This is a genomic window from Pseudomonas sp. MWU12-2345 (assembly GCF_023242385.1).
GTDB classification, from domain to species: domain Bacteria; phylum Pseudomonadota; class Gammaproteobacteria; order Pseudomonadales; family Pseudomonadaceae; genus Aquipseudomonas; species Aquipseudomonas gingeri_D.
Genome location: NZ_JALLJA010000009.1, coordinates 85,363 through 99,106, shown reverse-complemented (window position 1 = coordinate 99,106; position 13,744 = coordinate 85,363). Strand labels below are relative to the sequence as shown.

Sequence of the window (13,744 nt, the reverse complement as noted above, 5' to 3'; positions counted from 1 at the left end):
CGGCCAACGAGCCAACCCATTATGATCACCACCTTCCCACACGCCTGATGGACACCTCCCGCATGGAACGCACCGCCCGCCTGCTGCCCTTTGCCTGCCTGCTGCTGGGCCTCTCGCCCTCGACCTTCGCCGCCGAGGCACCGGTCGATTGCGATGCCCTGCATGAAAAGGCCAACTCCGAAGCCGGCAGCTACCGCCCACCCGTCGAAGGCAAGGTTATCGGCCAAGGCCGGGTCTACTTTCACAGCGCGCCCAACAGTGCCTGCATCACCAAGAAGGTCTTCGTCGTGCCTGGCGACGGCCTCACGGTGTACGCCAGCACCGAGGACGGCTGGGCCCAGGTCATGTACATCGCCAAGAACGGCGATGACTTCAGCGGCTGGGTCGAGGAAAAGCGCGTCGAACTGGGCCAGCACTACGGCGGTGACCCGGCGCCCGAAGACACCCCGGAGCAATAAGCGTCTCCCCGCCTGAACTCCGCCGAGGAATGCCAGTCAGCTCAATAAGTGCATTCAAAGGCCTGCGCTGAGAGCGGCAGGCCTCTCTACCCGGAGTTTCGAGGCCATGCCTGATCTTTCCAACGAACCCCAGAGCGCGATCGAGGCCCACGGCGTCATTGGCGACATGAGTAGCGCCGCGCTGGTCAACGATCGCGGCAGCGTCGACTTTTTCTGCTGGCCGGCTTTCGACAGCCCCTCGATCTTCTGCGCCTTGCTCGACAGCCCCGAAGCCGGGATTTTCCAACTGGCCCCGGACCTGCCCGATGCCCGTCGCGAACAGATCTACCTGCCGGACACCAATGTCCTGCAAACCCGCTGGCTGAGCGCCAGCGCGGTGGTGGAAATCACCGATCTGCTGCCGGTCAGCGATGATGAAAACGACCTGCCGATGCTGATCCGTCGGGTCCGGGTGATCAGCGGTCGAGCCACCTTCCAGATGCGCTGCGCCGTACGCCATGACTATGCCCGCGCCGCGACCCGTGCCCGTCTCGACGGCGACGATGTGTGCTTCGAGGCGCCGGGCCAGCCCAGCCTGCGCCTGTGCTCCGACCAACCGCTGCAACTGGAGCGGCAGGCCGCCGTCGCCCGCTTCACCCTGGAACAGCAACAGAACGCCGAATTCCTTCTCGGTGCGGTCGACGATCCACGCATCAAGGTCGGCAGCAGTGACCTCGCCCTGCAACGCACCCTGACCTTCTGGCGCCATTGGCTCGGACGCTCGAACTATCGCGGGCGCTGGCGCGAAGCGGTCAACCGCTCGGCCCTGGCCCTCAAGTTGCTGACCTCGCGCAAGCACGGCGCGATCCTCGCCGCCGTTACCTTCGGCCTGCCGGAAAGCCCCGGCGGCCAGCGTAACTGGGACTATCGCTATACCTGGATCCGTGACGCCTCCTTCACCATCTACGCCTTTATGCGCCTGGGTTATGTCGAGGAAGCCAACGGTTTCATGCGCTGGTTGCGCGGACGGGTCGGCGATTGCAGCGATCAGCCGTTGAAGCTGAACATTCTCTACGCCATCGATGGCACCCAGGAACTGCCGGAAACCGAACTGACGCACCTGTCCGGCCACGGTAATGCCCGTCCGGTGCGTATCGGCAACCAGGCCTACGAGCAGGTCCAGCTGGATATCTTCGGCGAGTTACTGGACGCGGTGTACCTGACCAACAAATACGGCGAGGCGATTTCCCATGAAGGCTGGCTGCATGTCGGCCAGATTGTCGATCAGGTCTGCGACACCTGGAACCAGACCGATGTCGGGATCTGGGAAATGCGCGGCGAGAAACACCACTTCCTGCACTCGCGGCTGATGTGCTGGGTCGCCCTGGACCGCGCCATTCGCCTGGCCTCCAAGCGCTCGCTGCCGGCCCCGTTCGCCCGCTGGGACCAGACTCGCCAGGCGATCCACGCCGATATCTGGAGCAACTTCTGGAACGCCGAACGTGGACATTTCGTCCAGCATATCGGCGGCACCGGCCTCGACGGCTCGATGCTGCTGATGCCACTGGTGCGCTTTGTCGGCGCCACCGATCCGCGCTGGCTGGCGACCCTGGAGGCGATCCAGAAAAGCCTGGTGCGCGACGGCATGGTCTATCGCTATCGCAACGACGATCACCCCATCGACGGCTTGCCGGGCAGCGAAGGTGCCTTCGCCGCCTGCTCGTTCTGGTACGTCGAGTGCCTGGCCCGGGCCGGACGCGTGGAGCAGGCGCATCTGGAGTTCGAGCAACTGCTGCGCTATGCCAACCCGCTGGGACTGTACGCCGAAGAGTTCGACCCGCAAGCCCGGCACCTCGGTAATACCCCGCAAGCACTGACCCACCTGGCGCTGATCAGCGCCGCGTGTTTCCTCGACCGCAAACTCAGCGGCGAGGTCACGCCGTGGCAACCCTGACGCCGCTTGCTGAACCCATATCTTGTGAGGGGCGGTGCTTGTGTGGGAGCGGAGCTTTTCAGATTGAATATCCTTTTCAATCACCTCGATAGCTTGGGCCACGCGCGCCAAACGTCTAAGCTGGCATTTCCCGCCTGTTGTTCTGGAACGCCGTGTGAAATTCAGCCTGCCGAAAGTTGCCACCGCCCCCTTCTGTCCCTCTGAAGTGAACGGCTCCATTGCTGTCGACCGCGGGGCACCGTTCTTCAAGCGCGCCCTGCGCTTCGCCGGGCCCGGCCTGCTGATTTCCATCGGTTACATGGACCCGGGCAACTGGGCCACGGCGATCGAGGCCGGCTCGCGTTACGGCTACAACCTGCTGTTCGTGGTGCTGCTGGCGAGCCTCGCCGGGATGGCGGTGCAATGCCTTTGCTCGCGCCTGGGGATCGCCACCGGCCGCGACCTGGCGCAGCTCTGCCGCGAGCGCTACAGCCCGCGCTCCGCCAAACTCCAATGGCTGCTGGCGGAAATCTCGATCATCGCCACGGACCTGGCCGAAGTCCTCGGTTGTGCCCTGGCCTTTCATCTGCTGCTGGGCTGCTCGCTGACCTTCGGCATTGCCCTGACGGCCTTCGATACGGTGCTGATCCTGGCCCTGCAGAACCGCGGCTTCCGGCGCCTGGAAGCGATCATGCTGGTGCTGGTGGCGACCATCGGCGTGTGTTTTTTCATCGAACTGGTGCTGATCAAACCCTACTGGCCGGACGTGTTCCAGGGTTTCAAGCCGTCCCTCTCGGCCATCAGCGACGCCGCACCGCTGTACCTGGCCATCGGTATTCTCGGGGCCACGGTGATGCCCCATAACCTCTACCTGCACACCTCGGTGGTGCAGACCCGGTTGATCGGCACGGACCTGGCCAGCCGCCAGGACGCTGTGCAACTGGCGCGTATCGACACCCTGGGTTCCCTGGCCCTGGCCTTGCTGGTGAACGCGGCGATCCTGATCCTGGCCGCGGCGGCCTTCCACCAGAACGGGCATACCGCCGTGGTGGAGATCCAGGACGCCTACCACCTGCTCGACCCGCTGGTGGGCGGCGCGTTCGCCAGCACTTTATTCGGCATCGCGCTGCTGGCGTCCGGACAGAGCTCGACCTTTACCGGCACCATCGCCGGCCAGGTGATCATGGAAGGCTACCTGAACCTGAAGATTCCCTGCTGGCAGCGCCGATTGATCACCCGTGGCCTGGCACTGATCCCGGCCTTCGTCGGGGTCTGGCTGATGGGCGAAGACGCGGTGGGCAAATTGCTGGTGCTGAGCCAGGTGGTGCTGAGCCTGCAGTTGCCCTTTGCGCTGTACCCGTTGATCCGCATGACCGGCGATGAACGCCTGATGGGACCTTTCGTCAATCGCTGGTACACCAAGGCTCTGGCCTGGGGCCTGTTCGTGGTGATCAGCGCGGCAAATACCTGGTTGATCGCGCAGTTGTTTGTCGAGTGATCGTGGGCAGGTCCCGCCTGCCCTCCTCACCCGCTCAAAGCACCCCCAGCAACGCCCAGACCCGTCGCGCCTCCGCGTCGGAAGAAATCAGTTCCGACAACAGTTCGTTCAACGGTTTGTTGCCCCACTCCACCGCCTTCTTGACCACATAGGGCACCGGGCTGTGGGGCTCGGTTCTCGCCAGGTAATCGGCGATCAACAACAATTGCCGATAAGCCTCCTCCCGACTACGCGGCGTCGCCGAGAGCAGCGGTTGCTCCGCCGGCTCCGGTGACGCGGCGCCTTGCGGCGCTGAAGCCGTCTCCTCCTCGATGGTAGTCACAGGCGGTTCCGGCTGTTGAGGGTGCATGGCAATAAACTCCCGGTTCAGTGTGCTCAATGCCTGCATGACGTCACGCAAGGGCCCGCATGTCGGGGCCAGTTCCCTCAGATAGCGATCGGTCCACTGCTCCAGTCCCAGCAACTGGCGCAACGACGCCTGCACCAGATTCTGGCTGTGCAGCCACCAGGACAACGGCGTTGCGCGGATCAACTCATTGACCTTTTGCTGCTCGAGCCGCGCGGTCTCGACAATGCTCCTGGCGCTCTTGTTGTCCCCGGCCAGCACCTGCCGCGCCTGCAACTGCTGCCAGCCATACAGGCTCAACCCGGAAAAGCCGTGGCTGCCGCCCGGGGCGAACAATGGCACCCGCGTATGCAACACCTCGGCGTAACGCCGTACCACCCAGTCCACCGGCGTCACCCGCCAGGACTGGTCGCCCTCCTCCGCCTGCGGATGGACCTGCTCGGGATAGCGCTCGCACAACCCCAGCAGCAACGCCAAGGCCGCCTGCAGCCCCTCCAGCCCATGACGATGCAGCCAGGCCTCACCGAGCCAGGCCGCGACCATCAGGTCCTTGCTGCGGCCCTGCAGGATTTCGCTGGCCAACTGTTCGACGCTCTCCCACTCCGCCCGCTTGATCTCCTTTTCCCAGACCCCGTTGGGCAAACTGGTGTCATCCTCGCGCCGCAACTCACGCAGCCGATCATAGTCGGCTTCATAGCGCAGGTTCTGCCCGCACGGCGAGTCCTCGGAAATCGCCTCGAGCAGGGGCTCCACCGACAACGGCAGCCCGGCGATCGACTGGCTCATAATACCCCCTGATTACCGGCAGCCGTGCTCGCCGTGCCGAAACTTGAAAAAGGTGACAACGGAGCCCGCACCGGCAGCGGTGCCAACGACAACGGTAACTTGCCACCCTGGGTCATCAACGACAGGCGCAGGAACATCGTGGTCAGGGCATCGCCGTTGGTCGCGCCACGTACCGGCAGGCGCAAGGTCAATGGGAAGTCGGTGTAATCCATGCTCGGCTGGCGTACCACCGACAGGTGTGAACGCATCATCCGCAGCAAAGCCCAGGGCCCGCCGTATTCCCAGCCGGCGTCCACGTCGGCCACCGCCAGACTCGGCTGCGACGGATCGCTGACCGGCCGCTCGGGTCCGTTGCGGGCCCAGCGCAGGGTCAACCGGATCGGCTGCCCGACCATCCAGCGCAAACGCTGCTGGGCATCGCCCGGGTAGTTTATCTGCTGGCTGCCGGCATTCAGGCCCCAGGCAATCACCTGATTGGCGCCGCGTTCTTCATCACGGTCGGTGCGCCAGCGCACGTCCAGGTCAAAGCCGATCATCCCGCTCGGGTCGCGCTGGAACAGTGGCCCGAGCCAGGCCCTGGCCTGTTTCAGGCGATCGAGGAAATCAGCCGCCGCCAGCCGATCGGGTGACTGGCTCAACACCAAGCCAGCCTGGGCCAGCGGCAAGCGCGTGTCGATCAACTCCAGCAAGTGCTGGACCCGCGCGGGCTCCGCATCCACGGCCTGTAATCCCAGGGAAAACGGAAAACGCTCGGCCAGGTACTGGTTGAAGTAGCCCGCCAACTCGTTCCAGGCCTTGACCGCCTGCTCCTGCTGTAACGCCTGGCAGCGGCGCATGGCCCCCTGTTGCAAGGCCTGTACCCGCAACGCCAGTTCACCCTGGCCGGCCGGCAGGTTGACCGACGACAGAATCTGCCCACAGGAGCCGGCATCCATGTCGATAAAGTCACGACTGACCAACTGCTCCATCAGTGCCGGTGAACTGGCCGGATTCTGCTCTTTGTACTTGAGCAGTTCGTCGTACAAGTCGCTCAAACGCGTGAACCGTTCAAAGTCGCCCGCCGCCAGGTTCTGCTGCTGGGCCCTGAGCCAATCCAGCGCCGGAGCCCTCGCCTCGGCAATCGCCTGCATGCTGCTGAACTGCTGCTTGAGATCCAGCTTCAGACCCTGCACATCACTGGCCCTGAACAACTGCAGGCCGAGATTCTTCGAGCCGTCCCAACTGTCGATATCGACCCGTTCATGGAACACCGCCTGGGCATTGATCTGTTCCAGCCCGCTATCCACCTCGGCCAGCGCCCGCCGGTTGAGGGAGTTTTGCAGGTTGCTCGCCAGGTCCGCCCGCTTGAGTTCGATAAACGCGCTTTGTAACGCCAGCGCCTGATCGGTCTTGATATTGAACGCCGCCGTCCCCTGCAACCGACCGCGGTTGCTTTCCAGGCTCAGCCACATGGCCTTGGCCGCCGCACTTTCCGCTACACGCAGCATCGGCCCGCGATAGGCCGGCGGGATGTGTGGCATCTCTTCGCCGGCGTAACTCTTGTAGCTGGCGAAGTAGGCGAGCGCATTGTTCAGACCATCGCTGTCGAGGCTTTGATAGGTCCCGCCGGCGCTGTCATCGGCACGCATGGCCATTGCCACGAAGTCGCGGCGAAACAGCGCCGAGATCGCGTTGTTCAGTTGCGACACCGACTCTTGCAACAGCAGTTGTCCGTTGCCTTGCTGGGTCAGCAGATTGCCCCGGGAGCCGGCCTTGGCGATCCATTGGTCGCGAAAGCTCTGCTGCAACTGGGTCGCCTGGTCTTCCAGGCTCTGCTCCAACGGCGTACCGAGCAAGGCACTCTGGCGCACCTTGTCCATCAACGCGCTGTAGCCGGGGACCAGGTCCTGGCCCTTGCCGCGACTCCAGGCCGAGTTGGTCTGGCTGACCACCGTCTGCAAGTCGTCGATCATCGCCTTGAGGTCTTCCAGGTCCGCGGGTGAGTTCAGCGCACCGGATTCCAGTTGCTCCAGGTGCAGTTTCAGGTAGCCGGCCTGGCGCACGAAGTTCTCGGCCAGGAAGTACTGATCCAGCCAGCGCCCCATCAATTCCTTGAAGTTCGCACCAATGGTCAGTCGCTCTGCCGGCAGGTCCAGGCGGATCAGGTTCGAGATGTCCATCTTCGCCAGGTGCTGGTTATAGAAGGCCGCCTTGTGCAACGTCGCGGCATTGAGGTTCAGGCCCAGGGCCAGGTTGCTCAGGGAGGCCAGCTCGTCCAGCGGTGTCTTGTGGTTGTTGATCGCCTTGTTCAACAACTGGTATTGCTGCTCCAGTGCCGTGGCCTGCTCCACCAGCTCTTTGGACTTGATATAAGTCTGCCATTGCGCCGGGTCCTCGCTTTCCAGGTTGGGACGGCGGTCGGTACTCTGGATCGCTTTGAGTCGGGTCAGATTCGCCTGCAACAGATCGCGCAGCGGCAGCATCATCTGGCTCATGGCAACGTTGCGCAGCACCTGGTCACGTTGATGATCGAGGGAAGAAAACCACGAGGTCGGCAACACCAGCGAGGCGAAGTGCCAACGCGGCGACTGCTCCATGAGTTGCCAGAACGCCTGCACATTGCGCCGGGTCGGCCCCAGCCGGTGGGTTTCGTCGTTGACCGTGACATAGCTCTTCTGCGCCTCTTGCAAGAGCCTCGACAGCTCGCGGGCGTCCTTGAGCGAGTCCTGCCAGACCCAGACCATCGCCACCGCCCAGATCAGCCCGACCACCGCCGCCGTCACACCCACTACCCACTGCCAGCGCTGACGCAACCGCAACAGCCGTGGGACCACCTGGGCCAGCCCTTGCTCGGCGACAATTCGTCGCTGCCAGAGCTGCCGGGCGAAGGTGCTTTGCAGCAATGGAATATCGCTGGCCGAAAAAACCGGAGTCGAAGTCGGTGCCTCGCTGGCGGTGAAATACACCCCGCGAAAACGCGCTGCCTCGTTCTGCGCATTGCCCTGGAACACCGGATCAAGCAGGACCTGCAGGTTACGACGCAGAGCCTCGAAACGCTCCGGCAGGCGATACAGGTCTTCGCTCAGTTGCCCGGACAGCGCTCCGACCTCGGTGATTGCCTCCGCCAGCGCCCGGGTAACCTGCTCCAGCGCCTGATCGCTCCACTCCGATTGCCAGAGGGTTTCCGGAGCAAACGGCGAGGTCCAACCCAGGATTCGTTCATGGGACTCTTTAGGCAGCGCGGCGATCAGCTCCTGAAAGCCGGGAACCTGCTCCATATCGGTGACCACCACATACACCGGCAGGCTCAGGCCCAGGCGCAGCAGCAGGTCGATAAAGCGCCGGCGCGCGGCGATTCCCAGGGCTGCTGCCTGTTCGTCATCCCAAAGGCGGCTGGCCGAGACCGTCCAGATCACTCCGTCCAGCGGACGTCGGGCACGCAGGCGCAGAATCAGCCCGAGTAATCGCCACCAACTTCCACGCTTGAGCTTCAGTCCCTCATCCGGCATGAACAACGACTCCGGCACCACCAGCACCGCCCCATCGGGGTCGGACCACCAGCGCCCGAACCAGGCCGGTTTATCCGTGGGTAGCAGGTGCCAGCAGGAGCAGAGTTGCGAACCCTGGGCATCATTGCCCAGCATCAACAGCCAGGGTGACTGGTAACGGTCCTGCACCCCTTGCTCCTGCTCCATATTGCGCACGGCACCGTAGAAGCTGCGAATCGCCGCCCCGCTCTGGGTCCGCAACCACCAGATAGCCAAGACCAGCAACACCAGCACCAGCAACACGCCGACCACCCACGCGACAATCGCAAGAGGAGTCATGGATTCCGCTCCGCAAGAGCGTCGGGGCTGGCCTGGTTCAACACCGATTGCACCTGCAGATTGATGTCGTACCAGAAGTAGTGACTGACACCGAGCATCACCAGTGTTACACCGAGAATCACCAGCCCCAGGCGCAGGCCGTCCGGCAGGGACTGACGAATCGGCAGTCGCCGCACGGGCGCATTGCTCGGTCGTTCGAGGCAATCGCAGACATCGACATAGTCCGGCTCGCGCTGCCAGGCGAAAGCGAACAGCGCGTGACGCCATTTTTCATGCTGTGCCAGCCCGGACTCCCCGCGCAGGCGCCCGTGAAAACCGAGAATCAAGCATTGCAGATAGACATTGGCCAGATCGCGACTGGTGGGGACCTCGTCGACCAGCAGTTTTTCGATCGCCTGGGGCAGGTGCTCGCCGGCATGGCGCGAGGCATACAACAGCGACTCCAGGGGATCGCTCTGCCAGGTCCGCTGCCCCGGCCAGTCAGCGTACAACAGGGTTTCATCCACCAGCGCGACAAAGGCATACACCGTGGCCTTGACCTGATGTTCCGCCGAGTCGCCGACACTGGCGAAGGCGCTGCGCCAGAGCTTGCGGCTGATCTTCGTGGAGAACTCCACCGCCGTGCCGACCTGCCGCGCCAGGTCTTCGTCGTCCTTGTTCAAGCCGTCCCAGGCCACCAACCACTCCAACCAGGCCTGGCGAAAGGCGTTGCTCAACGGTGACTGCGGTAACCCCGTGCCGACGCTTCCCTCTGGCATTGCCTTCCCCTTCCTTGACTAAAGTGCTTCGCTGACCTGCTTGACGAACAGGACGATCTGCCACGGGTTGAGCGCCAGCTTCGAGGCCGGCGCGATGATGTGCAGCGGTTGCTCGGGATCGAACCACTCACCCCGGGCCTCGACGACAAACAGCCGGGTGTCGCTGCCGACGCTGTAGGCCACTTGCTCCTGGCGGCTCATGACCTGGTGCCGCAGCCCGGGCATGCGTTGCCGGGCCAGCACGGTCAGGTTGCTGTCGGAGGCGATGATGGTGCGCTCCAGCCATTCGATCGCCGCGCTTTCGCCGGCTCCGGCGGGCATCCGCAGGCCGATCACCAGGCGCTGCTCGGGCTCGCGCCCGGGTAATTGCAGGGAAAACAGTTCGCCGGTCTGCTCGAACGGCAGGCAGCGATAGCCAACGCGGATCAGTTCCAAGCCCAATTCGAGCCAGTTCAGTACTTCTTCATAACCGCGTTGCAGATCCAGATAGTCCAACGGCATGAAGGCTGGCACCCCGGCCAACGGGTCGAGCGCCGACCAACTGCCGGCCATCCCGAGCAATAGCCCGTGCAGAGCCTGGGACGTGGCGACACGCGTGTTCAGCAGGCCTTCGACTTCCGGCAGACGGGCCCAGAGGGCACCGAGCTGTCGACGAATTTCCAGCGCATCCTCCTGGTTGCCCGCCTGCTGTGCCTGACGCAGGCGGCCGGCGAGAAACAGGCACTTTTCCCGGGTCCGCGCGCACAACGCTGCAACCCGCCGCCCCAACGGCGACTCCGGTAGCAACCTGGGGGTCGGCGGCACATACGGCACCTGGACAAACCCACCGCCCTCCTTGCGGATGCGCAGCAGCGGCAGGCAGATCGAGTCGGCCTTGTTCGAGTCCGTGCACAGGTGCGGATTCGGCCGCCAGACCGTGATCGACTGCGGGTTATGGCCACTGGTGAGGTCCGGCAACGCCTCGCTGGTCAGCGACTGCAGGCGCCCCTTGAAATCGCGCAAGTGCCCTGCGCGCCACAGCGGGCTGACCGCCAGGTACACCGTGACCATCGAATGTATCGACTGGGCGATGGCATCGCCCACTTCCAATTCAAGCTGCGCACCATCGGCGGCGTTGAGACTTACGGGCAAGCCGTCGGGCAAGGTGGCGTCCAGGACCAGGATGCGTACCTGCCCGGCGCACAGCGCGGAAGGATCGATCTCCAGTTTCTCGACGCCCCAGAACCAGGGATTGGCCGCCTGGGCGAAATGCGCGGCCAGAACCTCGGCACGCAGCCCTTGCAACTGGAAGTGCTGGGGCTGCAATTGCATCCCCTCGTACCAGCAAACCGCATCAGGTAACAGGCTCATACGACTCCCTTCGACATCCGATAATGTTCCTGAGCGGCGCTGATCAGCGCTCGGCTGGGTTCAACAGACTCATCTCCCGACTGTCGAACTTCAGCCAGGCATCATGCTGATCGTCTAGCCTGAGCCGGTGCGCACCGGGAGTGTTATAGCTGGCGAACACCAAAAGTCCAACCGCACTCTGGCCCCTCAACGGAAAGTCCTGCTTGGCAACAAACTGCCCGGGGACCAGTTCCAGTCCCCACACGCTCAGTTGCTGACGATAGTCGCGCTGGAACTGCTCACGCTCGCCGAACCACTGCTTGGCGCTCACTCCGGCCAATTGCTTGAGGAGGTCGGGATCCTTCACCGCGACGAAATCCACGGCAATCGGTGTGTTGTCGTTAGCCAGGGGCGCCACGTCCAGCGTAAGGCTCGCCACACCGACCGAGGGTCCGAAAAATGAACACCCGGACAGAAACAACAACACCATGCAGATAAGGATCTTCTTACACAAAATTGAATTTTCCTTTTTTCGTGCAGCTCAAATGGCAGTTTGCCTTGCTTTTTTATAGACCTGTTCTAGCGTCTTGGGTAGTTCGTCAGCACGACGAATTGGAGGGACCGTCGAAGGATTGACAGGATCGCATTCTCCACCCCCCTGTCTGGCTTCACGGTTCAGCAAGGGAGCGATCACGGGTAACCGATGCATTGCGCCCGCTCAACGCATCGGAGTCAGCCAACATGGCCGAAAGTACCCAGCACAAGCTCGACCGGATTCGTCCGCCGCGCGTCCAGATTACCTATGACGTAGAGACGGGCGGTGCCATCGAGAAAAAGGAACTGCCCCTGGTGGTCGGCATCCTCGCCGATTTGTCCGGCAAGCCAGAAAAACCTCCGGCGAAACTGAGCGACCGCCGCTTCGTCGAGATCGATCGCGACAACTTCAACGAAGTCCTCGCGTCCATCGCCCCGCGCTCGGTGCTACAGGTCAGGAACACCTTCGCCACGGACGACAGCAAGCTCAATATCGAGCTCAAGTTCAACCATATCGATGACTTCGACCCGGTCAAGGTGGTGGGGCAGGTTGTCCCGCTACGCCGCCTGTTCGAGGCTCGCCAGCGCCTGCGCGACCTGCTGACCAAACTCGACGGCAACGACGACCTGGACAGACTGCTGCGTGACGTGATCGCCAACACCGAAGGCTTGCAGGAGATCAAGTCGTCCGCCCGCGTGCAGGATGCCCCAGCCGCAGACAAGGACACCGCCGCCCCTGCCGAAGAACCGCAAGCCTGATCGCCTATCCATTCTCGGAGGATTTGTCATGCCCAGTTCCGCCAGTACCGAAGGTTCAAGCAGCGAGAGCAATACCCAGACCCTGTCCCTGCTGGACAAGATCATTGCCGATGGGCGCATGGCCCACGACGACAGCCAGCAGGAATATGCCCGTGACATGCTCGCGGAGTTCGCCACCCAAGTCCTCGACAAGGACATGGCGATCGACAAAGACACCGTGGCGATGATCAACGATCGCATCAGCCAGATCGACAAGCTGATCAGCGCCCAGCTCAACGAAATCTATCACCACCCGGACATGCAGGCCCTCGAAGCCTCCTGGCGCGGCCTGCACATGCTGGTGCAGAACACCGAGACCAGTTCACGGTTGAAGCTGCGGTTGCTCAATGTCAGCCAGAAGGAACTGCAGAACGACCTGGAAAAAGCCGTCGATTTTGATCAGAGCGCACTGTTCAAGAAGATCTATGAAGACGAATACGGCACCCTGGGCGGGCACCCCTACAGCCTGCTGGTGGGGGACTACACCTTCGGTCGCCATCCGCAGGACATCGGTCTGCTGGAGAAACTCTCGAATGTCGCCGCCGCGGCCCACGCGCCGTTCATCGCCGCCGCCAGCCCGAAACTGTTCGACATGACCAGCTTCACCGAACTGGCCGTGCCCCGTGATCTGTCGAAAATCTTCGAGAGCCAGGAACTGATCAAGTGGCGCTCCTTCCGCGAAAGCGAAGACTCGCGTTATGTCTCCCTGGTGCTGCCGCACACCCTGCTGCGCCTGCCCTACGGCCCGGACACCAAGCCAGTGGAAGGTATCAACTACGTCGAAGATGTAAACGGCTCCGACCACAGCAAGTACCTCTGGGGCAATGCCGCCTGGGCCTTGTCCCAGCGCATCACCCAAGCGTTCGCCAAGTACGGTTGGTGCGCGGCCATCCGTGGCGCCGAAGGCGGTGGCGCGGTGGAAGGGCTGCCGGCTCATACCTTCCGCACCAGTTCCGGCGACCTGTCGCTCAAGTGCCCGACCGAAGTGGCGATCACCGACCGTCGCGAAAAAGAGCTCAACGACCTCGGGTTTATCGCCCTGTGCCACAAGAAGAACAGCGACGTGGCGGTGTTCTTCGGCGGCCAGACCACCAACAAGTCCAGGCTGTACAACACCAATGAGGCCAATGCCAACGCGCGGATCTCGGCGATGCTGCCCTACGTGCTGGCGGCGTCGCGCTTCGCTCACTACCTGAAAGTGATCATGCGCGACAAGGTCGGCAGCTTCATGACCCGCGACAACGTGCAGACCTACCTCAACAACTGGATCGCCGACTACGTGCTGATCAACGACAACGCGCCCCAGGAAATCAAGGCGCAATACCCGTTGCGCGAAGCCCGGGTCGACGTGACGGAAATCGCCGGAAAGCCCGGCGCATACCGCGCCACGGTGTTCCTGCGGCCGCACTTCCAGCTGGAAGAACTGACCGCCTCGATCCGCCTGGTCGCCAGCCTGCCACCGCCGGTTGCAGCCTGAGCCTGTGCCCGCCGGCCCGTTGGCCGGCGGGGTTTTCCCTTC

At 63.1% G+C, this 13,744-nt stretch carries 10 protein-coding genes; 5 read left to right on the top strand and 5 right to left on the bottom strand.

What is annotated here, in order from left to right:
* Positions 1–62 precede the first annotated feature (62 nt).
* The 3 genes from M5C71_RS18760 (at position 63) to M5C71_RS18750 (ending at position 3,868) form a co-directional block, all read left to right on the top strand.
* Positions 63–458, top strand: coding sequence for an SH3 domain-containing protein (locus M5C71_RS18760; RefSeq protein WP_248768465.1), 396 nt, complete (start codon positions 63–65; stop codon positions 456–458).
* 106 nt (positions 459–564) lie between these two features.
* A complete protein-coding gene (locus M5C71_RS18755; protein ID WP_248768464.1) occupies positions 565–2,391 on the top strand; it encodes a glycoside hydrolase family 15 protein in 1,827 nt (608 codons plus the stop codon).
* A 154-nt stretch (positions 2,392–2,545) separates the two neighbouring features.
* Positions 2,546–3,868: an Nramp family divalent metal transporter gene (locus M5C71_RS18750; protein ID WP_103498569.1), complete on the top strand. Its 1,323-nt coding sequence runs from the start codon at positions 2,546–2,548 to the stop codon at positions 3,866–3,868.
* 34 nt (positions 3,869–3,902) lie between these two features.
* On the opposite strand, the gene tssA is transcribed toward M5C71_RS18750, so the two are convergent.
* Genes tssA through M5C71_RS18725 form a run of 5 tightly spaced genes read right to left on the bottom strand, consistent with a single transcriptional unit; the run spans position 3,903 to position 11,383 of the window.
* The gene (tssA, locus tag M5C71_RS18745) at positions 3,903–5,000 is read right to left on the bottom strand and encodes a type VI secretion system protein TssA (RefSeq protein ID WP_248768463.1); all 1,098 of its coding nucleotides are present in this window, start codon (positions 4,998–5,000) and stop codon (positions 3,903–3,905) included.
* Positions 4,997–8,806, bottom strand: coding sequence for a type VI secretion protein IcmF/TssM N-terminal domain-containing protein (locus tag M5C71_RS18740; RefSeq protein ID WP_103498571.1), 3,810 nt, complete (start codon positions 8,804–8,806; stop codon positions 4,997–4,999). The genes tssA and M5C71_RS18740 overlap by 4 nt, the downstream gene beginning before the upstream one ends.
* A complete protein-coding gene (locus tag M5C71_RS18735) occupies positions 8,803–9,564 on the bottom strand; it encodes a DotU/TssL family secretion system protein (RefSeq protein WP_248768462.1) in 762 nt (253 codons plus the stop codon). The genes M5C71_RS18740 and M5C71_RS18735 overlap by 4 nt, the downstream gene beginning before the upstream one ends.
* A gap of 18 nt (positions 9,565–9,582) precedes the next feature.
* Positions 9,583–10,914 (bottom strand): type VI secretion system baseplate subunit TssK, encoded by a 1,332-nt coding sequence (gene tssK / locus M5C71_RS18730; RefSeq protein WP_103498573.1) that lies wholly within the window; start codon positions 10,912–10,914, stop codon positions 9,583–9,585.
* A 43-nt stretch (positions 10,915–10,957) separates the two neighbouring features.
* On the bottom strand, positions 10,958–11,383 hold the full coding sequence (locus tag M5C71_RS18725) for a type VI secretion protein (protein WP_103498586.1): 426 nt from the start codon (positions 11,381–11,383) through the stop codon (positions 10,958–10,960).
* A 251-nt stretch (positions 11,384–11,634) separates the two neighbouring features.
* Here M5C71_RS18725 and tssB point away from each other — a divergent pair, with 251 nt between their 5' ends.
* On the top strand, positions 11,635–12,186 hold the full coding sequence (gene tssB / locus M5C71_RS18720) for a type VI secretion system contractile sheath small subunit (protein ID WP_103498574.1): 552 nt from the start codon (positions 11,635–11,637) through the stop codon (positions 12,184–12,186).
* Positions 12,187–12,214: 28 nt separating this feature from the next.
* On the top strand, positions 12,215–13,702 hold the full coding sequence (gene tssC / locus M5C71_RS18715; protein ID WP_103498575.1) for a type VI secretion system contractile sheath large subunit: 1,488 nt from the start codon (positions 12,215–12,217) through the stop codon (positions 13,700–13,702).
* Positions 13,703–13,744: the final 42 nt, after the last annotated feature.